This is a genomic window from Streptomyces sp. RLA123 (assembly GCF_056270165.1).
This window is the reverse complement of sequence record NZ_JBWDOR010000003.1, coordinates 6069419-6093339: the sequence shown is the minus strand read 5'-3', so window position 1 is coordinate 6093339 and position 23921 is coordinate 6069419. Positions and strand designations below refer to the sequence as shown.

General features: G+C 71.6%; 24 protein-coding genes. 9 read left to right on the top strand and 15 right to left on the bottom strand.

The window, feature by feature from the left end; all coding sequences use genetic code 11:
- Positions 1–10: 10 nt before the first annotated feature.
- Entirely contained in the window at positions 11–2602 is a 2592-nt protein-coding gene (locus RV983_RS27815) for an FHA domain-containing protein (RefSeq protein ID WP_475988461.1), read from the bottom strand.
- Between the two features lie 230 nt (positions 2603–2832).
- On the opposite strand from RV983_RS27815, the gene RV983_RS27810 reads away from it, so the two are divergent.
- Together RV983_RS27810 and serB are read left to right on the top strand one after the other, a co-directional pair.
- Positions 2833–4551, top strand: a complete 1719-nt coding sequence (locus RV983_RS27810; RefSeq protein WP_475988460.1) for a streptophobe family protein — start codon at positions 2833–2835, stop codon at positions 4549–4551.
- Between the two features lie 70 nt (positions 4552–4621).
- The gene (gene serB / locus RV983_RS27805) at positions 4622–5860 is read left to right on the top strand and encodes a phosphoserine phosphatase SerB (protein WP_475988459.1); all 1239 of its coding nucleotides are present in this window, start codon (positions 4622–4624) and stop codon (positions 5858–5860) included.
- Positions 5861–5944: 84 nt separating this feature from the next.
- Here the strand turns inward: serB and RV983_RS27800 are convergent, their stop codons facing one another.
- The 4 genes from RV983_RS27800 to RV983_RS27785 form a co-directional block, all read right to left on the bottom strand.
- Positions 5945–6466 (bottom strand): SixA phosphatase family protein, encoded by a 522-nt coding sequence (locus tag RV983_RS27800; RefSeq protein ID WP_475988458.1) that lies wholly within the window; start codon positions 6464–6466, stop codon positions 5945–5947.
- A gap of 70 nt (positions 6467–6536) precedes the next feature.
- Positions 6537–6779 carry a hypothetical protein gene (locus tag RV983_RS27795; protein ID WP_475988457.1) on the bottom strand — a complete coding sequence of 81 codons (243 nt, stop codon included), beginning with the start codon at positions 6777–6779 and terminating at the stop codon, positions 6537–6539.
- Positions 6780–6947: 168 nt separating this feature from the next.
- Positions 6948–7070: an SGM_5486 family transporter-associated protein gene (locus tag RV983_RS27790; protein ID WP_319661286.1), complete on the bottom strand. Its 123-nt coding sequence runs from the start codon at positions 7068–7070 to the stop codon at positions 6948–6950.
- A gap of 89 nt (positions 7071–7159) precedes the next feature.
- The gene (locus RV983_RS27785; RefSeq protein WP_475988456.1) at positions 7160–8449 is read right to left on the bottom strand and encodes a CynX/NimT family MFS transporter; all 1290 of its coding nucleotides are present in this window, start codon (positions 8447–8449) and stop codon (positions 7160–7162) included.
- Between the two features lie 43 nt (positions 8450–8492).
- On the opposite strand from RV983_RS27785, the gene RV983_RS27780 reads away from it, so the two are divergent.
- Positions 8493–9173: a FadR/GntR family transcriptional regulator gene (locus RV983_RS27780; RefSeq protein WP_475988455.1), complete on the top strand. Its 681-nt coding sequence runs from the start codon at positions 8493–8495 to the stop codon at positions 9171–9173.
- On the opposite strand, the gene RV983_RS27775 is transcribed toward RV983_RS27780, so the two are convergent.
- From RV983_RS27775 to fabG, 3 genes are all read right to left on the bottom strand, one after another.
- Positions 9142–9477, bottom strand: a complete 336-nt coding sequence (locus RV983_RS27775) for a hypothetical protein (protein WP_475988454.1) — start codon at positions 9475–9477, stop codon at positions 9142–9144. The genes RV983_RS27780 and RV983_RS27775 overlap by 32 nt on opposite strands.
- A 205-nt stretch (positions 9478–9682) precedes the next feature.
- Positions 9683–10450 (bottom strand): enoyl-ACP reductase FabI, encoded by a 768-nt coding sequence (gene fabI, locus RV983_RS27770; RefSeq protein ID WP_475988453.1) that lies wholly within the window; start codon positions 10448–10450, stop codon positions 9683–9685.
- 2 nt (positions 10451–10452) lie between these two features.
- Entirely contained in the window at positions 10453–11157 is a 705-nt protein-coding gene (gene fabG / locus RV983_RS27765) for a 3-oxoacyl-[acyl-carrier-protein] reductase (RefSeq protein WP_475988452.1), read from the bottom strand.
- Positions 11158–11367: 210 nt separating this feature from the next.
- Between fabG and RV983_RS27760 the strand changes: the two genes are divergently transcribed.
- The 3 genes from RV983_RS27760 to RV983_RS27750 are packed head-to-tail and all read left to right on the top strand — an operon-like array spanning position 11368 to position 14851.
- Entirely contained in the window at positions 11368–12891 is a 1524-nt protein-coding gene (locus RV983_RS27760) for a TldD/PmbA family protein (RefSeq protein WP_475988451.1), read from the top strand.
- Positions 12888–14279, top strand: a complete 1392-nt coding sequence (locus RV983_RS27755; protein ID WP_475988450.1) for a metallopeptidase TldD-related protein — start codon at positions 12888–12890, stop codon at positions 14277–14279. The genes RV983_RS27760 and RV983_RS27755 overlap by 4 nt, the downstream gene beginning before the upstream one ends.
- 20 nt (positions 14280–14299) lie before the next feature.
- Entirely contained in the window at positions 14300–14851 is a 552-nt protein-coding gene (locus RV983_RS27750) for an RNA 2'-phosphotransferase (protein ID WP_475988449.1), read from the top strand.
- A gap of 12 nt (positions 14852–14863) precedes the next feature.
- Here the strand turns inward: RV983_RS27750 and RV983_RS27745 are convergent, their stop codons facing one another.
- Entirely contained in the window at positions 14864–15145 is a 282-nt protein-coding gene (locus tag RV983_RS27745) for a GlsB/YeaQ/YmgE family stress response membrane protein (RefSeq protein ID WP_475988448.1), read from the bottom strand.
- Between the two features lie 179 nt (positions 15146–15324).
- Between RV983_RS27745 and RV983_RS27740 the strand changes: the two genes are divergently transcribed.
- A complete protein-coding gene (locus RV983_RS27740) occupies positions 15325–15687 on the top strand; it encodes a DUF3099 domain-containing protein (RefSeq protein WP_475988447.1) in 363 nt (120 codons plus the stop codon).
- Between the two features lie 171 nt (positions 15688–15858).
- Entirely contained in the window at positions 15859–16107 is a 249-nt protein-coding gene (locus tag RV983_RS27735) for a hypothetical protein (RefSeq protein WP_475988446.1), read from the top strand.
- Here RV983_RS27735 and moaA read toward each other — a convergent pair.
- From moaA to RV983_RS27720, 3 genes are all read right to left on the bottom strand, one after another.
- On the bottom strand, positions 16090–17079 hold the full coding sequence (gene moaA, locus RV983_RS27730) for a GTP 3',8-cyclase MoaA (RefSeq protein ID WP_475988445.1): 990 nt from the start codon (positions 17077–17079) through the stop codon (positions 16090–16092). The genes RV983_RS27735 and moaA overlap by 18 nt on opposite strands.
- A gap of 94 nt (positions 17080–17173) precedes the next feature.
- Positions 17174–18811 carry a solute symporter family protein gene (locus RV983_RS27725; RefSeq protein ID WP_475988444.1) on the bottom strand — a complete coding sequence of 546 codons (1638 nt, stop codon included), beginning with the start codon at positions 18809–18811 and terminating at the stop codon, positions 17174–17176.
- Positions 18808–19194, bottom strand: coding sequence for a DUF485 domain-containing protein (locus RV983_RS27720; protein ID WP_475988443.1), 387 nt, complete (start codon positions 19192–19194; stop codon positions 18808–18810). Before RV983_RS27720 ends, RV983_RS27725 begins: the two co-directional genes overlap by 4 nt.
- 280 nt (positions 19195–19474) lie before the next feature.
- Between RV983_RS27720 and RV983_RS27715 the strand changes: the two genes are divergently transcribed.
- Positions 19475–21010 (top strand): S8 family peptidase, encoded by a 1536-nt coding sequence (locus RV983_RS27715; protein WP_475988442.1) that lies wholly within the window; start codon positions 19475–19477, stop codon positions 21008–21010.
- Positions 21011–21040: 30 nt separating this feature from the next.
- On the opposite strand, the gene RV983_RS27710 is transcribed toward RV983_RS27715, so the two are convergent.
- Genes RV983_RS27710 through RV983_RS27700 form a run of 3 tightly spaced genes read right to left on the bottom strand, consistent with a single transcriptional unit; the run spans position 21041 to position 23672 of the window.
- The gene (locus RV983_RS27710; protein ID WP_475988441.1) at positions 21041–22084 is read right to left on the bottom strand and encodes a zinc-dependent alcohol dehydrogenase family protein; all 1044 of its coding nucleotides are present in this window, start codon (positions 22082–22084) and stop codon (positions 21041–21043) included.
- A complete protein-coding gene (locus RV983_RS27705; RefSeq protein WP_475988440.1) occupies positions 22069–22830 on the bottom strand; it encodes a lysoplasmalogenase in 762 nt (253 codons plus the stop codon). The genes RV983_RS27710 and RV983_RS27705 overlap by 16 nt, the downstream gene beginning before the upstream one ends.
- The gene (locus RV983_RS27700; protein ID WP_475988439.1) at positions 22827–23672 is read right to left on the bottom strand and encodes a sterol desaturase family protein; all 846 of its coding nucleotides are present in this window, start codon (positions 23670–23672) and stop codon (positions 22827–22829) included. The genes RV983_RS27705 and RV983_RS27700 overlap by 4 nt, the downstream gene beginning before the upstream one ends.
- Positions 23673–23921 lie beyond the last annotated feature (249 nt).

Here is a 23921-nt window from a genome sequence, read left to right as displayed (position 1 = left end):
GTTTGGTGCGCTACTTGCGCATGACCTCCGGCTCGTGGCGCCGCAGCAGTCTCAGGACGAGGAAGCCGCACACCAGGCCGATGCCGAGCAGGATGCCCATGTCGGTGCCCCATTGTGCGGCCGAGTGCTCCCACAGGGGGTCGATGTTGTCCGGCTTGGCCTGGTCCCACGGCGGCATGATGTGTCCCAGGTCCAGTGTGGCGCCGGCGGCGCCGACCGCCCAGCGGGACGGCATCAGCCAGGCGACCTGCTCCAGGCCGACGGTGCCGAAGATCTGGAAGAGCACCCCGGTGAAGACGACCTGGACGATGGCGAACATGACCAGCAGCGGCATGGTCTTCTCCGCGGTCTTCACCAGCGAGGAGATGACCAGGCCGAACATCATCGAGGTGAAGCCCAGTCCGATGATCACCAAGGTGATCTCGGCGGCCGGGAAGCCCTTGACGATCAGGCCCTCGTCGGGGAGCTTGCGGACCGACAGCCCGATCGCGCAGATGATGACGCCCTGGAGGGCGCTGATCAGGCCGAGGACGAACACCTTGGAGAACAGGTACGCCGAGCGTGACAGCCCGGTGGCGCGTTCCCGCTCGTAGATGACGCGCTCCTTGATCAGTTCGCGCACCGAGTTGGCGGCGCCTGAGAAGCAGGCGCCCACGGCCAGGATCAGCAGGATCGTGCCGGCATCGGGGTTGAACTTGTCCGGCTGGTCGGCGGCCGTCAGTCCGAAGTCCGCCGGGATGACCACGCTCACCAGGCCGAGGACCGCCGGAAGGATCACCATCAGGCCCATGAAACCCCTGTCGGAGGCGATCACCGACATGTAGCGCCGGACGAGGGTGACGAACTGCGATCCCCAGCTCTGCGGTTTGGGCGGCTTCGTCTGCTGCGGGGCCACGGCTACGGACTGCGGCGCGACGGCGTCCAGGTCGGCGGCGTACATCTGGTAGTGCTGGGAGCCGCGCCAGCGACCGGACCAGTCGTAGTCGCGGTAGCTCTCGAAGGCGGAGAAGACGTCGGCCCAGGTTTCGTAGCCGAAGAAGTTCAGCGCCTCCTCGGGCGGCCCGAAGTACGCCACGGCGCCGCCCGGCGCCATCACCAGCAGCTTGTCGCACAGGGCCAGTTCGGCCACGGAGTGGGTGACCACGAGCACCGTGCGGCCGTCGTCGGCCAAACCGCGCAGCAGCTTCATCACGTCGCGGTCCATGCCCGGGTCGAGGCCGGAAGTGGGCTCGTCCAGGAAGATCAGCGAAGGCTTGGTGAGCAGCTCCAGGGCGACGGAGACACGCTTGCGCTGGCCTCCGGACAGCGACGTGACGCGCTTGTCGGCGTGCACGTCGAGTTTGAGTTCGCGCAGTACCTCGTCGATGCGGGCCTCGCGCTCGGCGGCCTTGGTGTCGCCGGGGAAGCGGAGCTTGGCCGCGTAGCGCAGGGCTTTGCGGATCGTCAGCTCCTTGTGCAGGATGTCGTCCTGCGGGACCAGCCCGATGCGCTGCCGCAGCTCGGCGAACTGCTTGTACAGGTTGCGGCTGTCGTACAGCACCTCCCCCTCGTCCGCCGGCCGGTAGCCGGTGAGCGCGCGCAGCAGCGTCGACTTGCCGGAGCCGGAGGGGCCGATGACGGCGACCAGCGACTTCTCGGGGACGCCGAAGGAGACGTCGTTGAGGATGTTCTTGGTGCCGCTGCCCTGAGGGACGGTCACGGTGAGCCGGCGCGCGGAGAAGGAGATCTCGCCGGTGTCGACGAACTCCTCCAGTTGGTCGCCGACGAGCCGGAAGGTGGAGTGGCCGACGCCCACGATGTCGTTGGGGCCCAGCAGATGACGCTGGATCGGCTGGCCGTTGACATAGGTGCCGTTGTGGCTGCCGAGGTCGACGATCTCGTAGCGGCCGTCCGGGTGGGCGCGGAACTCCGCGTGGAACCGTGAGACCTGGAGGTCGGAGACGACGAGGTCGTTCTCCAGGGCGCGGCCGATCTTCATCACACGGCCGAGCACAAGGTGGTGGAAGGTGGTCGGGCTGCGGTCGCCGTAGACGGGCGGCGCCGAGCCCATGCCGCCGGAGGGCCCGTGCGGGGCCGGGATGCGCGGCTGCGGCGCCTGTCCGCCGTGGGCGGGCTGCGGCACGTGCGGCTGCGAGCCGTTGCCGTTCCAGCCGTTCTGCGGCGTCGACGCGCCCCGTGCAGGTGCCTTCTGCGCGGCGGGACCCGACTGGCGGGCCTGCTGCGGTCGCGCGAGTGCGGTCTCCGCGCTGTAGATGTCACCGCCCGCGGACCGGCCGCCGCTGAAGACCAGTTGCGGGCCGTCGTTGGCGTTGCCGAGGTTGACGGTGGCACCGGCGGCGACCTCGTGGGCGTGCACACGCTGGCCCTGCACATAGGTGCCGTTCGTGCTGCCGAGGTCCTCCAGGACCCAGCCCCGCTCCCCGTGCCGGATGGTGGCGTGCCGCCAGGAGACCCTGGCGTCGTCTAGGACCACGTCCGACTGCGGGTCCCGGCCGAGGCTGTACGACCGGGACGAATCGAGCGTCCAGGTGCGACCGTTCAGTTCCAGTACGAGTTCAGGCACCCCAAGCCCCACAAAGTTGTCCCCCGGGTTGTCCCCCATGGGGGGAGTCTAGGGATTGCGAGCACCGGGAGGAACTGTTCCAGACACGACCGTCCGGCAGGAATCCCACCAGTCGGAACGATGTGAACGGGCTACCGGGAATCCGTTGACGCCACCCAAACACCACCGGAGAGTGGTAACCGCCCGGGATCCGTGCGGATCATGACGGACCGGGGCATGAGCATCGCAGGCATCACAGGCGGTCCGGACGCGACACCTCGGGGGCGGGCATGACGACGTACACCTCCACACCACCATCCGCCGCGCCCCGGCACCCGCCACGGGCGATCCCCTGGGGCGGCGTCCTGCTGTCCGCGATCGCGGCCGTCAGCTGGGCGTACCTGGCGATGGTGGGCGTGGCGGCGCTCGGGCTCCATCTGCTCGGGGCGGACACCGCGGGCTCCCTCGGGCCGATGACCGCCGCGGTGGTGGCCCTGGCCGTGGGCGGCAAGGTGAGCCCGTCCGGGGACGTCGCGGTGTTCGGGCTCGACGGGGCGGGCGCGGCCGGCGCGATCGACGTCCTTCCGCTGGGGGTGGGGCTGGTCGGGGCGCTGCTCCTGGCCTGGATCTTCCTGCGCTCGCTGCGCGGGGCGGGCATCAGGATCCCGGCCGGCGAACTCGTCGCGCGCGCCGGGACGGTGACGGTCCTTTTCGTGGCGCTGCTCGGTGTCCTGGGCTGGGCGGGCGAGGACACGATCGCCATCGACGGAGCGGCGCTGGGCGCGGGCAAGGGCGCCGGCGGGGGCGGCGGCCTGATCGACCAGTTGCCGGGGATCGGCGACACCGGCGGCGGGCTGGGTGACGGGCTGCGGGACCTGATCGACGCCAAGGCCTCGGTGAGTTTCCATGTGGACACCGGCCGCTCGCTGCTGGGCGGTCTGCTGTGGGTCCTTGCCGTGCTGCTGCTGGCGCTGCTCACCTCGCGGCGCACGCCGCTGCCGCCCGGTCTGGAGGCGGTGCACACGCTGGTCCGCCCGGCGGCCTCCGCGCTGCGCTGGGTGCTGCTGCTGGCCGTGGTCGCGGGGTACGCGGCGGCCGGCTACGCGGCCGCCACCGGGGACGAGCCGAAGCGGATCGCCGGCGCCGCGCTCCTGGGGGCGCCCAACGGGGTCTGGCTGGCGGTGCCGCTGGGGCTGTTCGTCTCCTGGAAGGGCACGGCCACCGGTGAGCTCGCCAAGGTGCTGCCCGACCCTCTCGACCGGTTGCTGACGGGAAAAACCCAGGAACCGGTGACCATGGGACGGCTGTCCGAACTCGACCACCGGGTCTGGCTGCTGACGGTGGCCGTCGCGCTGATGATGCTGGCGGCCGGGGCGCTGGCCGCGGCCCGCACGCCCCTGCGGGGAACGTCGCGGGCAGGGTACGCGGGGAGCTGCGCGCTGAGCCTCGGGGCGGTCACGGCACTCGCCTTCCCCCTGCTGGTGCAGCTCACCGGGGTCTCCGTGGACGCGGGTGTCTCAGTGTTCGGCTTCGACGCCGTGGGGGCCGGGATCGATCTGCACGGCAGCATGCCGCTCGCGCTGCTCCTGGGTGCCGCCTGGGGCGCCGCGGCGGGCGGGCTGGGGGCGCTGCTGGCCCTGGCGACGGGCACGGCCGGGCGCAGGGTGTCGCCGTACGTGCCGACGAGGCCGACCGGTGGCAGCCCCGCCGGGCCGCATCCGCAGCCGCCGCAGGCGGCGGCCCCCGGGTCCGCGGGCCCGCGGGACTCAGGGCGCACCTATCCGGGTATCGCGTACGAGCCCGGCCCCTACCTCCCCAGCCCCGGCTATCAGCCCCACGGGGAAGAACCCAACCCGTACAAGCAGTCGCCTCCCTCCGACCCCCCGCACTCGGCGCGGACCGTCACCGGGATGCCGCTGCCCCCGCCGCCCGGTCCGCCGCCGGGCCGGCCCCCGGGGCCGCCCCCGCAGAATCCGCCGCCACCCGGCGCGCCGGGACGGCGCCGCTGACCACGGGCACTGTCCGGCAGGCGGAACGCGTCTTCGTGCGGGTCCGGCCGCCCGATACGGTGGTCTCACCATGAACGACGCATCACAGGCGACCACTGCCCCCGCCGTCAACGTGCCGACCCTCCTGGTCAAGATCTTCGGCAAGGACCGGCCGGGCCTCACCGCCGGGCTCTTCGAGACCCTCGCAGGGTTCCAGGTGAACGTCGTCGACATCGAGCAGGTCGTCACCCGTGGCCGCATCGTGCTCTGCGCGCTGGTCACCGCACCCACAGGGCCGGGCGTGGAGGGCGCGCTGCGGGCGACGGTGCACTCCTGGGCCGAATCGGTGCGGCTGCAGGCCGAGATCATCTCCGGCATCGGCGACAACCGGCCGCGCGGCGAGGGCCGCTCCCATGTGACCGTGCTCGGGCACCCGCTCACCGCGGAGTCGACGGCGGCCATAGCGACCCGCATCACCGCGGTGGGCGGCAACATCGACCGCATCTTCCGCCTCGCGAAGTACCCCGTGACGGCCGTGGAGTTCGCGGTGTCGGGGGTCGCGACGGACGCGCTGCGCCCACTGCTCGCCCTGGAGGCGCACCAGCGCGGGGTGGACGTGGCCGTGGTGTCGTCCGGGCTGCACCGCAGGGCGCGGCGGCTGGTGGTCATGGACGTGGACTCCACCGTCATCCAGGACGAGGTGATCGAGCTCTTCGCGGCGCACGCAGGCTGCGAGGAGGAGGTCGCCGAGGTGACGGCACGGGCGATGCGGGGCGAGCTGGACTTCGAGCAGTCACTGCACGCGCGGGTGGCGCTGCTGGCGGGGCTCGACGTGTCCGTGGTCGACAAGGTGCGCCAGGAGGTCCGGCTGACGGCCGGCGCCCGCACCCTGATCCGTACGCTCAAGCGCCTGGGCTACCAGGTGGGTGTCGTCTCGGGCGGCTTCACGCAGGTCACCGACGACCTCAAGGAGCGGCTGGGGCTGGACTTCGCGGCCGCCAACACCCTGGAGATCGTCGACGGCCGGCTCACCGGGCGGGTGGTCGGGGAGATCGTGGACCGTGCGGGCAAGGCACGGCTGCTGCGGCGCTTCGCGGCGGAGGCCGGGGTGCCGCTCGACCAGACCGTGGCGATCGGCGACGGGGCGAACGACCTGGACATGCTCAACGCCGCCGGGCTCGGCGTGGCGTTCAACGCCAAGCCGGTGGTGCGGGAGGCGGCCGACGCGGCGGTCAATGTGCCGTTCCTGGACACCGTGCTCTATCTGCTCGGCATCACGCGCGAAGAGGTCGAGGCCGCCGACGCGCTGGACGGCGCGGTGGAGGCGTAGCGGCCCTCGGGGACCGTCGGCCGCGCGGCGGACCCGGTGGGCGGGCGTGCCGCCCCGGGTCCGTCGCCGGCGTACGCGGCCCGGTCAGTCGTGCGGGGACCAGAACTCGACCAGGCGTCCCACGCCGTGCTCGACCGACTTCCAGGGACCGGTGAAGGTGATCACGGCGATCGCCGCGGTGGGGAAGCCCGTGCTGTGGACCCGCGCCATGGCGTCCCCCTCGCTGGTGCCGGCCAGAGCGTCGGCAAGGGCGTGGATACCCGGGTTGTGGCCCACCAGCAGCAGGTCGCCGACGTCCTCGGGGGTCTCGTCGAGCAGCGCGAGCAGGTCGCCCAGGGTCGCGTCGTACAGACGCTCCTCGTAGACGGTCCTGGGGCGGTGGGGGAGTTCGTGGGCGACGAGCTTCCAGGTGTCGCGGGTGCGGACGGCCGAGGAGCAGAGGGTCAGATCGAACGGGATGTCCAGCTCCATGAGCCTGCGGCCGGCGACCGACGCCTCCTTGCGTCCACGGTCGGCCAGGGGCCGCTCGTGATCGGGAACGGCGGGCCAATCGGCCTTGGCGTGCCGGAGCAGGACGATCCGGCGGGGCGATGCAGCTGCGCTCATGACCCTCAGCTTTCCAGAAAACCGCCCGGCAGGCGCGGGAGCGGCCCGGATCGCGGGCGGCGTGCGGAGGTTACAGCAGGTGTTGCAGCAACGCCGGGAGCAGCTCTGCGAGCCGGGTGAACAGGCGCGCGGCGGGTTCGGCGGCCGAGGCGTCCGCGGCGCCGGGTCCGGCCGCGAACGCGAGCAGCGCGGCGAAGGCGAGGGCGGGCAGCGCGACCGCCCACCAGGGCAGGCGCGTCTGCGCGGCACCCTCCGCCGCGGCACGAGCGGTGCGTGGGCGCTGAGCGCGCGAGGGAACAGCCTGCGTGGACACGGGACCGCCTCCGAGGTGCGGGTGCTGATTGACCTTGCACCTCGAAGCTACGGAACCGCGGAGCGCCGGCCCATCGGGTGGCCCACCCACTTGACCCTGACCCTGGCCCCCTAGGGGAGGTGGGGTTGTCCCCACCCCGGGCCCCCGGGTCCGGGCCGGAAGCAGACGTCAGCCGAACTTGGCGCCGATGGTGGCGATCACCGCGACGAGAGCGGGGACGGCGAGCATGAGGCCGAAGATGATCAGGAGCTTCTTCTGCGGCTGCGGGGGGTTGGGCTCGAGCACGGGCATGGACTCAGTCTCGCACCGGTCCGCGGCCGGCCCGCATCCGGGTCGCCCGGGACGCCCGCGTCTCCGGGGCGCCCGGTTCGCCGGATCCGTCAGAGCTCGTCCTCCACGGACCGGTCGCGTCCGGCGACCAGGCCCGCGGCGATCTGCGGCACCAGAAGGGCGAGCATGAAGGCGACGGGCAGGTCCCAGCCGCCGCTGTGCTGGTAGAGGACGCCGACCAGGATCGGGCCCGGGATGGAGATCAGGTAGCCGGTGCACTGCGTGAAGGCCGACAGCCGGACCACTCCGGCGCCGGTGCGCGAGCGCATCCCGATCATGGTGAGAGCGAGCGGGAACGAGCAGTTGGAGATCCCGAGCAGCAGCGCCCACACCCAGGGCGCGGCGGCGGGCGCGAGCCACAGTCCCGCGTAGCCGCACAGTCCGAACAGGCCGAGGCCCACGGCCAGTCCGCCCTGGTGCCGCATCCGCCCCGCGAGCGCGGGCAGCACGAAGGACAGCGGCACACCCATCACCATGGTGACGGCGAGCAGCACCCCGGCGGTGGAGGCCGAGATCCCCGCGTCACGGAAGATCTGCGGAAGCCAGCCCATGGTGATGTAGGCGCCGGTGGCCTGGAGGCCGAAGTACACGGCCAGTGCCCAGGCGGTGCGGCTGTGCGTGATGCGGCCGGCCGCGGCGGGGGCGGGCGCCGCGGCGACGGGCGCGGCACCGGTGCCCGCGCCACTGCGGTCGCGTACAAGGGCGAACCAGGGCACGACGGCCACGACCGCGACCACCGCCCAGACACCGAGGCCGGCGCGCCAGTGGCCGCCCAGGGCGCGGGTCACGGGGACGGTGGCCGCGGCGGCCACGGCCGTGCCCAGGGAGAGCGCCATGGAGTACAGCCCGGTCATGGTGCCGACGCGGTCGGGGAAGTATCGCTTGACGACCACGGGCATCAGGACGTTGCCGACGGCTATGCCGGCCAGCGCCAGGGCGCTGGCGGCGAGGAAGCCGACCGTGCCCCCGGCGAACGGGCGCAGGGCGAGTCCGAGTGCGATGGCGGCCAGTCCCCCGCAGACCACGGCGCCGGGGCCCCGGCGGCGGGCCAGGCGCGGCGCGGCGACGCCGAAGAGGGCGAAGCACAGGGCCGGCACGGAGGTGAGCAGTCCGGCGACGGTCCCGCTCATGCCGAGCCCGTCGCGGACCTCCTCCATGAGCGCGCCGAGGCTCGTGATGGCGGGCCGCAGGTTGAGCGCGGCGAGGACCAGCGCGGCGGCGACGAAGACGCGAGTACGGGCGCGCGCTTGCGTCATGCTCTGCGGAGCGGCGGACGTCTGTACGGGCAGGGCGGCGCCTGCCGTGGCAGGGTCGATCGTTGTGGCTTCGTCGTCACGCATGGGCGCCATCATAGAATGATGGGATGAATATTGAGGAGGGTCCATGCCCTTGACCTCGCCCCGGCGGTCCGCGCTCGCCGACCAGGTGATCACGCAACTGCGCGCCCAGATCACCTCCGGCGAGTGGCCGGTGGGATCGCGCATCCCCACCGAGACGCAGCTGGTGGAGCAGCTCGGAGTGGCGCGCAACACCGTCCGTGAGGCCGTCCGGGCCCTGGCGCACAACGGCCTGCTCGACATCCGCCAGGGATCGGGCACCTATGTGCTGGCGACGAGCGAGATGGCCGGCGTCATGCACCGCCGCTTCGCCGACTCCGATCCCCGGCACGTTGCCGAACTGCGCAGCGCTCTGGAGGCCTCCGCGGCGTCGCTCGCCGCCTCGCGGCGCACCGAGCGGGACCTCAGGCAGCTGGACGCGGCCCTCGCGCGGCGCGAACGGGCCTGGCACGCCGGTCGCGCCGACGTCTTCGTGGACGCCGACGCCGCCCTGCACCTGTCGGTCGTGGCCGCCTCGCACAATGAGGTCATCGCCGAGCTGTACGCCGACCTGGGCGAGGTGCTGCGCGAGTTCCTCCGCGCCGACGTGGGCGACGAGCTGAGCGCCGAGACGTACGTGGACCACACCCGGCTGGTCGAGGCGATCCGGCAGGGCGACCCGATGACGGCCTCGGAGGAGGCCGCGGGCCATGCCTTCAGCTGCCGCTTCCGTCCGGCAGACGGGTGACCCAGACGCTGCCTATCTCCTCCCAGCAGCGGTCGCTCAGCGTCACTGTCTCCGCGGGGCCCACCGGGACCTGCGGGCCGTCCACGTCCGGGTCCCACCACTGGGCGCACTCGATGTGCAGCTGCACATGGTCGAGGTCCGGATCGGGGTTGAAGCACACCGCCACACCCTCGCTGCCCTGCACCGAGGTGCGGCACTCGGTGTCCCCCGGCGCCCCGGAGGCCGCCCTGGCCACCGCGGCGGCCGGGCCCGCGACCACCGAGGCCGCCGCGGCGGCCGCCACCGCGTAGAAGCGCACACGCACGATGCACCCGCCCTCCGCTCGCCCCCGGCTCGTCCCGCTCGCCCCGCTCGCCCCGCACCCCATGGTGGCGGCGCGCACCCGGCCCCACCCGGTCTGCTGGGCCGAACGGGGGACATCGGCCCCGAACGCGCGTACGGCCCCGGCCCGCCCGAAGGCGGCACCGGGGCCGTACGAAGGAACGAACGACGGGAAAGACGCGCCGGCGTCAGGCGCCGACCGCGTGCAGGCCGCCGTCGACGTGCACGATCTCACCCGTGGTCTTGGGGAACCAGTCGCTGAGCAGCGCCACGACGCCGCGGCCGGCCGGCTCGGGGTCGGACACGTCCCACTCCAGGGGGGAACGGTGGTTCCAGACGTCCGCAAGCTCGCTGAAGCCCGGGATGGACTTCGCGGCCATGGAGCCGATCGGGCCCGCCGAGATCAGGTTGCAGCGGATGTTCTGCTTGCCGAGGTCGCGCGCGATGTAGCGCGACGTGGCCTCCAGAGCGGCCTTGGCCGGGCCCATCCAGTCGTACTGCGGCCAGGCGTACTGCGCGTCGAAGGTCAGGCCGACGACCGAGCCGCCCTCCTGCATCAGCGGCAGGCACGCCATGGTGAGCGCCTTCAGCGAGTACGCGGAGACGTGCATGGCCGTGGCGACGGACTCGAACGGCGTGTTGAGGAAGTTGCCGCCGAGCGCGTCCTGCGGCGCGAAGCCGATGGAGTGGACGACGCCGTCCAGGCCGCCGAGCTCCTCGCGCACCACGTCGGCCAGCGAGGCCAGGTGCTCCCCGTTGGTGACGTCGAGCTCGATGACCTTGACGGGCCTGGGCAGCTTCTTGGCGATGCGCTCGGTGAGCGTGGGCCGCGGGAACGCCGTGAGGACGATCTCGGCACCCTGCTCCTGGGCGAGCCTGGCGGTGTGGAATGCGATGGAGGACTCCATCAGCACGCCCGTGATGAGGACGCGCTTGCCGGCGAGGATTCCGCTCATGCTCAGTGACCCATGCCCAATCCGCCGTCCACGGGAATGACGGCTCCAGTGATGTATGCGGCCTCGTCGGAGGCGAGGAAGCGGACCGAGGCGGCGATCTCCTCGGGTTGCGCGTACCGGCCGACCGGGACCTGGCCGACGATGCTCTTGCGCTGCTCGTCGGTGAGCACGCGGGTCATGTCGGTGTCGACGAAGCCGGGGGCGACGACGTTGACGGTGATGTTGCGCGAACCGAGCTCGCGTGCGAGGGAACGGGCGAACCCGACCAGGCCGGCCTTGGACGCGGCGTAGTTCGCCTGGCCCGCCTGGCCCGTCAGTCCCACCACGGAGGAGATCAGCACGACGCGGCCCTTGCGGGCGCGCAGCATCGCCCTCGACGCGCGCTTGACCACGCGGAAGGTGCCGGTGAGGTTGGTGTCGATGACGGAGGCGAAGTCCTCCTCCGACATGCGCAGCAGCAGCTGGTCGCGGGTGACGCCGGCGTTGGCCACCAGCACCTGGACCGGGCCCTGCTTCTCCTCGATCTCCTTGTAGGCCTGCTCGACCTGCTCGGGATCCGTGATGTCGCAGCGGACGGCGAGGAAGCCGGCCGGCGGCTCGCCCGAGCGGTAAGTGATGGCGACCTGGTCACCGGCGTCGGCGAAGGCCCGGGCGATGGCGAGGCCGATGCCCCGGTTTCCTCCGGTGACGAGAACCGAGCGGCTCAACGGATCACCCTTTCCATAGTGGTCTTGTACACCGAAAACTATCTGCCTACGCGGCGGTACGGAGAATCGACCCCCGACAGGGGCACGTGCGCGTCGCTGTCGAGTCCCTACAGAAAACGGCAGGCGGGGGCAGTGTCGGAGGGGCATGATTCACTGCGGAGCACATGACGCACACCGACGTTGACGCATCGGGCAGAAGGGGAGGCCGTCGTGCCCCATGAGGTCGATCAGTCATTTCTGGCGCTGCCGCTGAGGGCGCTGGCCGACGCAGCGCTGGCACGCGCCCGCGCACTGGGCGCGGAACACGCGGACTTCCGCTTCGAGCGGGTGCGCGGCGCCGCCTGGCGGTTGCGCGACGGCAGACCGTCCGGTTCCTCGGACACGACGGACATGGGCTACGCGGTACGCGTGGTGCACGGCGGGGCCTGGGGCTTCGCCTCCGGGGTGGACCTGACGATGGACGCCGCGGCGCGAGTGGCCGGCCAGGCGGTCGCCATGGCGAAGCTGTCGGCGAAGGTGATCGCCGCGGCGGGCTCGGACGAGCGCGTGCAGCTCGCGCCGGAGCCGGTGCACGCGGACAAGGTCTGGGTCTCGGCGTACGACGTCGACCCCTTCGATGTGCCCGATGCCGACAAGACCGCTCTGCTGGCCGAGTGGAGCGGCCGACTGCTCGCCGCCCCGGGCGTGTCGCACGTGGACGCCTCCCTCATGACCGTCCACGAGAACAAGTTCTACGCCGACACGTGGGGCACGACGACGACCCAGCAACGCGTGCGGGTGCACCCTCAGCTGACCGCCGTCGCCGTGGACCCGGCCTCCGGCGAGTTCGACTCCATGCGCACCCTGGCCCCGCCTGCCGGCCGCGGCTGGGAGTACCTGACCGGCACCGGCTGGGACTGGGACGCGGAGCTCGCGGAGATCCCGGGGCTGCTCGCCGAGAAGATGGCGGCCCCCTCGGTCGAGGCGGGCGCGTACGACGTGGTCGTCGACCCGTCCAACCTCTGGCTGACCATCCACGAGTCGATCGGCCACGCCACCGAGCTGGACCGCGCGCTGGGGTATGAGGCCGCCTACGCCGGCACCTCCTTCGCCACCTTCGACCAGTTGGGCAAGCTGCAGTACGGCTCCGCGCACATGAACGTCACCGGCGACCGCACCGCCGAGCACGGCCTGGCGACCGTCGGCTACGACGACGAGGGCGTGGCCGGCCAGTCCTGGGACCTGATCAAGGACGGCGTCCTGGTCGGCTACCAGCTGGACCGCCGCATCGCTCGGCTGACCGGCTTCGAGCGCTCCAACGGCTGTGCCTACGCCGACTCCCCTGGCCATGTGCCGGTGCAGCGGATGGCGAACGTCTCGCTCCGACCCGCGCCGGACGGCCCGTCGACGCAGGAGCTGATCGGCGGCGTGGAGCGCGGCATCTACATCGTCGGCGACCGCTCGTGGTCCATCGACATGCAGCGCTACAACTTCCAGTTCACCGGGCAGCGTTTCTTCAGGATCGAGAACGGCGAGCTGGCCGGTCAGCTGCGCGACGTCGCCTACCAGGCGACCACCACCGACTTCTGGGGCTCCATGGAGGCCGTCGGCGGTCCGCAGACCTATGTCCTCGGCGGCGCCTTCAACTGCGGCAAGGCCCAGCCCGGCCAGGTCGCCGCCGTCTCGCACGGCTGCCCGTCCGCGCTCTTCCGCGGCGTGAACATCCTCAACACCACGCAGGAGGCCGGTCGATGAGCACCCTCTCCAAGCCCCACGAGATCGTCGAGCGGGCCCTGGAGCTGTCCCGTGCGGACGGCTGTGTGGTCATCGCCGACGAGGACTCCTCGGCCAACCTGCGCTGGGCGGGCAACGCCCTGACCACCAACGGCGTGACCCGCGGCCGCACCCTCACGGTGATCGCGACCGTGAACGGCGCGCAGGGCACGGCCTCGGGTGTGGTGTCGCGGGCCGCGGTCACCGCCGGGGACCTGGAGCCGCTGGTGCGGGCGGCGGAGGCGGCGGCCCGCGACGGCGGCCCCGCCGAGGACGCCCAGCCGCTGGTCGAAGGGGTACCCGCGAGCGCCGGCTTCACCGAGCCGCCCGCCGAGACAGGCTCGGGGGTCTTCGCGGCCTTCGCCCCGGCGCTCGGCGAGTCCTTCGCCGTCGCCCGGGCCGGCGGCCGGCGGCTGTACGGCTTCGCCCAGCACAGCGTCACCTCCACCTACCTGGGCACCTCGACGGGCCTGCGACTGCGCCACGACCAGCCCAGCGGCACGCTCGAACTCAACGCCAAATCGCAGGACATGTCCCGCTCGGCGTGGGCCGGCGCGGCCACCCGCGACTTCACCGACGTCGACCCGGCGGCACTCGACGCCGACCTGGCACAGCGGCTGGCCTGGGCCGAGCGCCGGATCGACCTGCCCGCAGGGCGCTACGAGACGCTGCTGCCGCCGTCGGCGGTGGCGGATCTGGTGATCTATCAGCAGTGGAGCTCGGCGGCCCGGGACGCAGCCGAGGGCCGGACGGTCTTCAGCAAGCCCGGCGGGGGCACGCGGATCGGCGAGCGGCTGTCGGAGCTGCCGCTGACCCTGCGCAGCGACCCTCACGAACCCGGCCTGGAGTCGGCGCCGTTCGTCATCGCGCACGCATCGGGGGACGACTCGTCGGTCTTCGACAACGGCCTGCCGGTCGAGCCGACCGACTGGCTGCGCGACGGCGTGCTGCGCCGGCTGTTCACCACCCGGCACAGCGCGGGACTGACCGGCCTCCCGACGGCGCCGGTCGGGGGCAATCTGATCCTGGACGGCGGCGGCAAGCGCTCACTGGACGACATGGTCGCGGACACCGAACGCGGACTGCTGCTGACCTGCCTGTGGTACATCCGCGAGGTGGACCCGGCCACCCTGCTGCTGACCGGGCTGACCCGCGACGGGGTCTACCTGGTCGAGGGCGGCGAGGTGACCGGTGTCGTGAACAACTTCCGGTTCAACGAGTCGCCGGTGGACCTGCTGGGCCGGGTCACCGAGGTGGGCCGCACCGAGCGGACGCTGCCGCGCGAGTGGGGCGACTGGTTCACCCGGGCCGCTTTCCCGGCGATGCGGATCCCGGACTTCAACATGAGTTCGGTCAGCCAGGGGGTCTGACCGGGGACAAGGGGTGGGCGATGGACGAGAAGCAGACGGTCAAGGTCTCGAAGTTCCTGGCCCGCGTGCTGCGGCACGATCCGGGTTCGATCGGGATCGCCCTCGACGAGGGGGGCTGGGTGGGCGTGGACGAACTGATGGCCGCGTCCGCCCGGGCGGGCCGGCGCTTCTCGCGTGCCGACCTCGACCATGTCGTGGCGAGCAACAACAAGAAGCGGTACGCGTACTCGGAGGACGGCCGGCGGATCCGCGCCAGTCAGGGCCACTCGGTGGAGGTCGACCTCGGTCTGGCCGCCGCCGAGCCGCCGGCCGTGCTCTACCACGGCACCGCGAGCACGACCCTGCCGTTCGTGCTGGCCGAGGGGCTGCGCCCGATGACCCGTCAGGATGTGCACCTGTCGGCAGATCTGGAGACGGCCGTACGCGTGGGCGCGCGGCACGGCCGTCCTGTGGTGCTCGAGGTGGACGCCGCGGGGCTGTCCGCGACGGGTCATGTCTTCCGGGTGAGCGCCAACGGCGTGTGGCTCACCGACCGGGTGCCGCCCGCTTTTCTGCGGCAGCACCGTCCCTGAGGCGGCCGGGGCTCAGACGGCCGTGCGTTGCCGTCTGCCGCGGAGCGAGGCCCACAGCGGCGTGACCACGGCCACGATGAGGATGGCACCCAGGATCTGCAGTACGTGCCTGATCCAGTCGATGCCCGAGGTGTGCTTGACGCCGAGCCAGCCGGATACCGCGTTCCCCAGAAACGCGCCGAGGATGCCGCAGATGATGGTGAGCCACCAGGGGATGTCCTGCCTGCCCGGCAGGAGGAGCTTCGCGAGGAAGCCGAGCACGATGCCGACGATGATCGCCCAGACCCAGTTCATGCCGTCAGTCTGTGCGTGGCCGCGGTACGTCGCATGCGGGGCTCCGCCATACGCCGTACGGCGGTCCCGCGGTCTCACCCGGAGACCGCCCCCGCACTCGAATGCGGCGGACCCGCGGCGTAACGTGGAGTGGGCCGGAACCGGGAGCTTCCGGCATTTCGAGCAGGCGGTGGAACGTGATGCGGAAGCACAGTGATCCCGGGGTCTTCACGATCACCGGGACGGCTGCGGGACTCACCGACGACGTCAGGGGCCGGCAGCGCCGTTACATCATCTCGATGTCCGTGCGCACCCTTTCGTTCATCCTGGCCGTCGTCCTGTGGCATGTGTGGACCCCGTTGGCGTGGGTGGCACTCGGCGCCGGGCTGGTGCTGCCGTACATCGCCGTGGTGCTCGCCAACGCGGGTCGTGAGAACGCCCGCAACCTGCCGTCCTCGCACCTCCCGCCGGTCGTCCACCCGGCGCTGGGACCGGGGCGGGAGCGGCTTCCCGCGGAGGCCGAGACGGAAGCGGACGGACGCTCTTCCTCCGGTCACGGCTGAGCCTTTTCCGGTCCCTGGAAGCTCAAGAAAAGCTCAGATCAATCATGGGGATCCACTCCACTGGGGGCCTTTCCGCATGGCATACTGCGTACGCGCTCCGCATCCCCCGTCGGAGCGACGGACCGACGCCGGGCGGCTCCCCCCGTGGCTGCCCGGCGTCGCCATGTTTGGATGGGGTTCGTGACCAACGAATCGCCGATCTGCTCCGCCAAGGGGTGCCGGGCCCCCGCCGTGTGGGTGCTCGCCTGGAACAACCCCAAGCTCCACACTCCGGAACGCCGCAAGACCTGGCTGGCGTGCGAGGAGCACCGCGAGCATCTTTCGTCGTTCCTGGGTGTGCGGGGGTTCCTCAAGGACGTCGTGCGCTTCGAGGAGTGGCAGGAAGCGGCAGACGGGCGGGGCTCAGCCGCCGATCGCTGACATCGGGCGGTCGGGCTGAAGGAACGAGGGGTCGTCGAGGCCGGAGCCGGCCTTCTTGCCCCACATCGCGACCTTCCACGACGCGGCGATCTCCTCGTCGGATCCGCCGGAGCGCAGTGCGCCGCGCAGATCCGACTCCTCCCGGGCGAACAGGCAGTTGCGTATCTGGCCGTCGGCGGTGAGGCGGGTGCGGTCACAGGCGCGGCAGAAGGGGCGGGTCACGGAGGCGATGACGCCGACCCGTGCGGGTCCGCCGTCGACCAGCCAGCGTTCGGCGGGGGCGTGCCCACGTGCCTCGTCGGGCTCGGGGGTGAGGGCGAAGCGGGTGGCCAGGCTCGCCAGGATCTCCTCGGCGGTGACCATGTCTCCCCGCTGCCAGCCGTGCTGGGCGTCGAGCGGCATCTGCTCGATGAAGCGCAGCTCGTAGCCGTTTTCGAGGGCCCAGGCCAGGAGATCGGGGGCCTCGTCGTCGTTGACCCCCCGCATCAGCACGCTGTTGACCTTGACGGGGGTCAGCCCCGCGTCCCGGGCGGCCTCAAGACCGCGCAGGACGTCATGGTGCCGCTTGCGGCGGGTCAGCGCCTGGAAGACCTCGGGGCGCAGGGTGTCCAGGGAGACGTTGGCCCGGTTCAGTCCGGCGGCGTGCAGGGCGGCGGCCGTGCGCTCGAGGCCGACGCCGTTGGTGGTGAGGGAGAGCCTGGGGCGCGGTTCGAGTGCGGCGCAGCGCTCGACGATGCCGACGAGCCCGGGGCGCAAGAGCGGCTCGCCGCCGGTGAAGCGGACGTCCTCGACCCCCAGCAGCGTGACGGCGATGCGCACCAGCCGGACGATCTCGTCGTCGGTGAGCAGCTCGGGCTTCCCGAGCCACTGGAGCCCTTCTTCCGGCATGCAGTACGTGCAGCGCAGATTGCACCGGTCGGTCAGGGAAACCCGCAGGTCAGTGGCGATCCGGCCGTAGGTGTCCAGCAGCACGGCGCGCCTCCCTCCTGCGGTGGGGTCGGTGGTACGGCAGTGCCGTCCCGTTACTTCGCAGCCTACGGGACGGCACTGACGTTCAACAGTCTGTTTAGTGGGCTCCGGCTCCGGTAAGGGAGCGGACCTCCAGCTCCGCGTACTTGCTGTCGGCGTCCGGTTCGGGCTTGGACAGGAGCGTGCCCAGAATGCCGAACAGGAAACCGACGGGGATGGAGACGATGCCCGGGTTGTCCAGCGGGAACCAGTGGAAGTCCTCGCCGGGGAACATGGCGGTCGCCTTGCCGGACACGACCGGCGAGAAGACCACCAGGACCACGGAGGTGATCAGGCCGCCGTAGATGCTCCACAGCGCGCCGCTGGTGTTGAAGCGCTTCCAGAACAGGCTGTAGAGCAGCGTCGGCAGGTTCGCGGAGGCCGCGACGGCGAAGGCCAGGGCGACCAGGAAGGCGATGTTGAGCTTGCCCGCGAAGATGCCGAGCAGGATGGCGACGGCCCCGATGGCCACGGCCGCGATCTTGGCCGCGGCGACCTCCTCCTTCTCGCTCGCCGTCCCCTTGCGGATGACGTTGGCGTACAGGTCGTGCGCGAAGGAGGACGAGGAGGCGAGCGTGAGCCCCGCGACCACGGCCAGGATGGTGGCGAAGGCGACCGCCGAGATCACCGCGAGGAGGATGGCGCCGCCCGTGGAGCCGGCGCCGCCGCCGATCTCCTGGGCCAGCAGCGGTGCCGCGGTGTTGCCCGCCGCGTTGGAGGTGGTGATGGTCTCCGGGGTGAGCAGGGCGGCGGCACCGAAGCCCAGCGCGATGGTCATCAGGTAGAAGCAACCGATGATGCCGATCGCCCAGTTGACCGACGTACGGGCGGCCCGGGCCGTGGGGACGGTGTAGAAGCGGATCAGGATGTGCGGCAGTCCGGCGGTGCCGAGCACGAGGGCCAGGCCCAGCGAGATGAAGTCGATCTTCGAGGTCGCGGTGACGCCGTACTTCAGGCCCGGCTCCAGGAAGGCCGAGCCCTTTCCGCTCTTCTCCGCCGCCGCGCCGAGCAGCGAGGACAGGTTCCAGTGGAACTTGCTGAAGACCAGGATGGTGATCAGCAGGGTGCCGCCGATCAGCAGCACCGCCTTGACCATCTGCACCCAGGTGGTGCCCTTCATGCCGCCGATCGTCACGTACAGCACCATGACGACGCCGACGAGGACGACGATCAGCCGCCGCGGGCCCTCACCGGTGATGCCGAGCAGCAGGGCCACCAGGGCGCCCGCGCCGACCATCTGCGCCAGCAGGTAGAAGATGCTGACGACGATGGTCGAGATGCCCGCCGCGGTGCGCACGGGACGCTGGCGGAGCCGGAAGGCCAGGGCGTCGGCCATGGTGAACCGGCCGGAGTTGCGCAGCGGTTCGGCGACCAGCAGCAGCGCCACCAGCCAGGCGACGAGGAAGCCGATCGAGTAGAGGAAGCCGTCGTAGCCGACGAGGGCTATGGAGCCGGCGATGCCGAGGAACGAGGCCGCCGACATGTAGTCGCCGGAGATGGCGAGGCCGTTCTGGAAGCCGCTGAAGGAGCGGCCGCCGGCGTAGAAGTCGGTGGCGTCCTTGGTCTGGCGGCCGGCCCAGACGGTGATGGCGAGGGTCGCCACGACGAACACCGAGAAGAGGCTGATGATCAGCGTCCGGTGGTCGCTGGCCCCGGCCGCGAGGACCTGGGCTCCCATGGTGTGCGACGCGGTCATGCGGAGGCCTCCGTGCTCTCGGTCTCACCGGTGGTGTCGTGGCTGCCCTCCATGCGCGCCCTGATGGCGTCGGAGTGCGGGTCGAGCTTGGAGTTCGCGTGGCGCGAGTACCAGACGGCGATACCGAAGGTGGTGGCGAACTGGGCGAGCCCGAAGACGAGGGCGACATTGATGTGGCCCACCACCTTGGTGTCCATGAAGCCGCCCGCGTAGTTCGACAGCAGGACGTACAGCAGGTACCAGGTGATGAACGCGATGGTGAGCGGGAAGGCGAACGAGCGGTGCGAGCGGCGCAGTTGGGCGAACTCCGCGCTCGCCTGCACCTCGGCGTACGAGGCCGCTGACGGCGGACCGGAGGTAGCCGACTGTCGTGCGGAATCCACGATGCCTCCTGTGGGGGCGGGGCTGGGCAGACACGAGCACGCGACGCGAGCCGACGTGAGCTACGTCACGCAAAGATCGGACCCGCGCATGGTAAAGGCGTGGCCATGGGCTTCAACAGGGGTCGGTGGTTGAAAATTGTCAGGTCCTTACCAATCAGAATCCGAGCTTTCCTCGCAAACGCATTGAAGGTGTGCTCGGGACGGCGCTAGGTTCCCTCGTCATGTACCCGTCCGGCGGCAACCCGCCGCGGTGACGGGTAGTCGGACGATTGGAGATCCCATGGCTCCCCTGCCAGGTCGGCGCCGCGCTCTCGCGATACCCATCGGCATGGTGCTGGCGGGTGCTCTCGCGTTCCTGCCGAACGCCGCCTCGGCTGCCGCCGCCGTCACCGCCTCGGGCGGCAGCACCGCCCACGCCGACGGCCCGTCGCTGTCGTACGTGGTCAACACCACCCGGACCAACAGCGGAACCATCAAGGACGTCCAGCAGGCGATCGACCGCAACGGCGGTGACATCGTCACGACGTACAAGAAGATCGGCGTGATCGTCGTCCACTCGGCGAATCCCGGCTTCGCCGGCGCCATGCGCAAGGTGCGCGGCGTGGAGTCGGCGGGCGCCACCCGCACCGCGGCGCTCTCCACCGCCTCCACGACCGAACTGGGCGCCCCGGAGAAGCTCACCGCGGCCGAGGCCGCCGAGGCCCGGTCCAAGGCGGCACCCGGTCAGGAGCCGCTGGAGGCGGACCAGTGGGACCTGGCGGCCATCGGCGCCGACAAGGCGGCGAGGATCGACCCCGGGGACCGGCATGTCACCGTCGCCGTCATCGACACCGGCGTCGACGACACCCACCCCGACCTCACGGCCAACTTCTCGGCCAAGCAGTCCGCCAACTGCGTGGGCGGCGTGGCCGACACCAGCCCCGGCGCCTGGCGTCCGTACAGCCCCGACGCCTACCACGGCACCCATGTGGCGGGCGAGATCGCCGCAGCGCGCAACGGCATCGGCGTCGCCGGTGTGGCCCCGGGTGTGCGGGTCGCCTCCATCAAGGTGGCCGACCCCGTCACGCAGCTCTTCTACCCGGAGAGCGTGGTCTGCGCCTTCGTCTTCGCCGCCGAGAACAGCGTCGAGATCACCAACAACAGCTACTACATCGACCCTTGGCTCTACAACTGCCTCGACGACCCCGACCAGCGGGCCATCGTCGACGCGGTCGACCGGGCCGCCCGGTACTCCCATGACAAGGGCGTGCTGAACATCGCCTCCGCGGGCAACTCCAACCACGACCTCGACTCCGACGCCATCGTGGACACCACCAGCCCCGACGACACCACCCCGGTCACCCGGACCGTCGACCCGCACGTCTGCTGGGACATCCCGACCCAACTGCCGGGCGTCGTCACCGTCTCAGCGACCGGCGTGCAGAACCTGAAGTCGTACTACTCCAGTTACGGCCTCGGTGTCGTCGACGTCGCCGCCCCCGGTGGCGACCGCTTCCAGATCCCGAGCACCCCGTCCAAGAACGGCCGCATCCTGTCGACGCTGCCCGGCAACACCTACGGCTACCTCCAGGGAACGTCGATGGCCTCGCCGCACGTGGCGGGCGTCGCCGCGCTGCTGAAGAGCACCCACCGGCACGCCTCACCCGAGCAGTTGCAGTGGATGCTCAAGGCGCAGGCCGACAACCCCGGCTGTCCGACGGGCCTGTACGACCCCGACGGCAACGGCGTGCAGGATGCCACCTGCACCGGCGGGCGGCACGTCAACAGCTTCTACGGCTACGGCATCGTGGACGCCCTGGACGCCGTCACCGAGTGACGGCGCGCCCAAGGCACCGGCGCACCGCTCTCAGGCCTTCACCAGGGCCTTGAGGGCGGTGCGTTCGTCCATCGCCTTGTAGCCGCCGGGGACGCCGTCCAGACCGACCGTCAGGTCGAAGACCGGGGACGGGTCGATCGTGCCGTCCAGCACGTCCGGCAGCAGTTCGGGAATGTAGGTGCGAACGGGGGCGACCCCGCCGCGCAGGGCGATATTGCGGTCGAACATGTCGCTCAGGTCCAGGCCGGTGCCGCTGCCGTGGGGGACGCCGACGTAGCCGATGGCGCCGCCGTCGCGCGTGATCGCGACCGCGGTGCGCATGGACTGCTCGGTGCCGACGGCCTCGATCACCGCGTGCGCGCCCTGGCCGCCGGTGAGTTCGCGGACCGCGGCGACAGCCGCGTCGCCGCGCTCGGCGACCACGTCGGTGGCCCCGAAGGAGCGGGCCACGGCGGTGCGCGCCTCGTGCCGGCCGAGCGCGATGATGCGCTCGGCGCCGAGCCGCCGCGCGGCCAGCACGCCGCACAGGCCCACCGCGCCGTCACCGACGACCGCCACGGTGGAGCCGGGCCGGACCCCCGCCCCGACCGCCGCGTGGTGACCGGTGCCCAGCACGTCGGAGAGGGTCAGCAGACCGGTCAGCAGGCGCTCGTCGGACAGCGCCTCGGCGGGCAGCCGCACCAAGGTGGCGTCCGCGAACGGCACGCGCACGGCCTCGCCCTGGCCGCCGTCCGAGCCGACCTGGCCCCAGAACCCGCCCTCGGTGCACGAGGTGGTGAGGCCGTCGGCGCAGTACGCGCAGACGCCGTCGGACCAGACGAACGGGGAGACCACCAGGTCGCCCCGCTTCAGCCCGGACACCTCGGAGCCGGTCTCCTCGACCACGCCGAGGAACTCGTGCCCGATGCGCTGCCCCGGCTGCCGCGCCGCGACACCGCGGTAGGCCCACAGGTCGCTGCCGCAGATGCAGGCCAGCACCACGCGCACGACGGCGTCCGTGGGCTGCCGGACGACCGGATCGGGCACCTCCTCCACGCGGATGTCGTGGGGGGCGTGGATCACGGTGGCGCGCATACGGAAGTCGTCCTAGCTGTTCGTACGAGTGGAGACGTACCACCGTACAGTCCGGCCGCGAGGAGGAACTGCGCCGCGATGTACGTGAGCATGATCCAGAAACCGGCGGCGGGCGGCTGCGGCAGCCCGGCCAGCCGGGTCGCGATGAGGGTGTCCGAGAGCAGGAACAGCCCGCCGCCGACCGCCGCGGCGGCAGTGCCGAGCCCCGCGCCGCCGGCCGCGACCGCCGTCAGCAGCAGGCTGTAGAGGGCGACGGGGACACGCAGAGCGGACGGCAGACCGGGCCACAGCACGATGATCGCGGCGAGCCACACCAGCGTGTATCCGGCCGCCGCCCACCGTGTCCGGCCGGGGACGGAGAACGCCCCGCGCCGCGCCATGAGTGTGAGGTAGCAGACGTGGCCGGCCGCGAAGCAGCCCATACCGGCGAGGAACGCCGTGTCCCCGCCGAACTGGAGGAGCACATCGCCGGCGCAGCCCAGCAGGAGCGCCGCAACCAATGTGCGGGGGCCGCCCCGCAGCGCAGCCCAGGCCGCCAGCGAGGGCATCAGCAGCGCCTTGGTGACGTCCTCCACGGTGCCCGCCCCCTCCGGCAACACCGACAGCGCCGCCAGATGGGCGGCGGCGACGGCGACGAACGCCGCGAGGGCCGCGCGGGCCGCGCGGGCCGCACCAGGGGCCCGCAAGTCACCAGAAATCCGAGGGGAGGAGCCGTCCGCGGGCACGGCCTCCCGGTGCGCGGTCACGCCGGGCCCTCGGGCCGCGGGGACCAGCCGGGCCCGCGCAGCAGGTGGCCGGCCCGGGCGCGCCAGGTGCGGGCGGCGGCGACATCGCGGGCGATGGCGGCGTACTCGTGGGTGGCCACGCGCAGCGGGTTGAAGGTGGCGATGTTCTTCGTGAGGCCGTACAGCGGCCGCTCGGCCTCGGCGGCGAACGACCCGAAGAACCGGTCCCACAGAATCAGGATGCCGCCGAAGTTGCGGTCCAGGTAGCCGCCCTGCGAGGCGTGGTGCACCCGGTGGTGGGACGGGGTGTTGAGGACGAACTCGACGGGGCGCGGCAGCTTCCCGATGCGCTCGGTGTGGATGCCGAACTGGTAGACGAGGTTGAGGGAGGAGCAGAAGGCGAGTGCCGCCGGATGCACACCGCAAGCGATCAGCGGGATGTAGAACGGCCAGGACGTCAGGCTCGTCCAGGGCTGGCGCAGCGCGGTGGAGAGGTTGAACTTCCGGCTGGAGTGGTGGATGACGTGGCACGCCCACAGGACGCGGATCACGTGGTGCCCGCGGTGCTGCCAGTAGTAGAGGAAGTCCTGGGCCAGCAGCATCAGCGGAATCGTCCACCAGATGACGGGCACGCGGAGCGGGGTGAGGGCGTACACCCCGGTGTAGATCGCGACGATCGGGAACTTCCACAGGAAGTCGAAGAAGAGGCTGCCGAGTCCCATCGACAGACTGGTCGCGGTGTCCTTGGCGCCGTACCCGGCGGAGTCCTCGTCCGGGTGGATCCGGTAGCTGATCACTTCCAGGACGGTGAGCAGCACGAATGCGGGTATCGACCACATCACGGCATCGGGCAGTTGCGGCATGGCGGAACCATAGGGCCGCCCGGCGCCCGGCGAACAGATGTCGTTACCCATCGGTATTGTCCCGGGCCGCCGGTCTCCCGCACCTCGGCCCGCGACGGCATGAGGCTGCCCGTCCCAACAGGCCTGCCGTGCCGTTGGATTGCGCGGCACCCAGCACACGAACTGATGATCCGTCAGTTCCGGGCGGAGTCGCGCCCCCACCGGCGCGATCGCCCCGGGGACACCCGACATACGCCCGCAGCGGGGCCC